This window comes from Bartonella sp. MR168JLCBS, assembly GCF_042194175.1.
In genome coordinates, this window is sequence record NZ_JBHIMP010000329.1 from 1 (window position 1) to 756 (window position 756).

Below are 756 nucleotides of genomic sequence, written 5' to 3' on the forward strand. Positions count from 1 at the left end.
ACTCCATCTTAAAAAAGTGGAGCAAGAGTTGATGGAACATCCACTTTAATTTCAAATCTAAAAAATAGCACAACATGGTTTTTTTAAAAAAGTACAAATTGGCCGATGACTTTCCCCATGATCCTGCAGAAACTTTCACTGAAGGCGGGTTTGGTATCAATGCGCAATATCTCAAAATTTCCAATATTATGATTCATGGTGATACTCTGTTGACATCTTATCAAAATAAGTTTTCTGAAATCCTTTTTTCCACTAGTCTGCATTATCGTTTTTAAAGATTTTCTGAAGCAAATTTTTAAAGTATAAAAGAACTCTGCATAAAAACTCATTTTGATATTTACAATAAAAACATAATGATATAATAGCCTTCTTGATACGTGCACCATCAAGGATGATGGAGTACGCATGAAGGATATATCAATATTAAGGGTGTACTATGTATGAGAGAAATTTTTTATTATGTACAATTGCTGGATCTTTGATTTTCTCCTATTTAAGTTCGGCTTATGCAAATACACCACCTCGTGAAATTCCCAAGGTTTATGTAAAAGAGGGAGAAGAGACTTTTAATAACGTTATTATCCGCGATAGATATAATCCAGTGATCGCTGGTGGATCACAATCAGTCGCCACAATTACAGAAGCGATAATAACCTCAGAAATTGTAGGGTTGAGTGCAACGAGAGGTGGGCGCATTAATGCTACAGAAATTGATACAAAAACCCTGATAAAAGGTTTAGAAATTACAAACGGTAT

The 756-nt window shown here is 33.9% G+C and carries 1 protein-coding gene and 1 pseudogene; both read left to right on the forward strand.

Annotated elements, in window-relative coordinates:
• Positions 1-98 precede the first annotated feature (98 nt).
• On the forward strand, positions 99-275 hold the full coding sequence (locus ACFIK8_RS11210) for a hypothetical protein (protein ID WP_375669471.1): 177 nt from the start codon (positions 99-101) through the stop codon (positions 273-275).
• A 161-nt stretch (positions 276-436) separates the two neighbouring features.
• Positions 437-756 (forward strand): annotated as a pseudogene (locus ACFIK8_RS11215) (hypothetical protein); the annotation flags it as partial.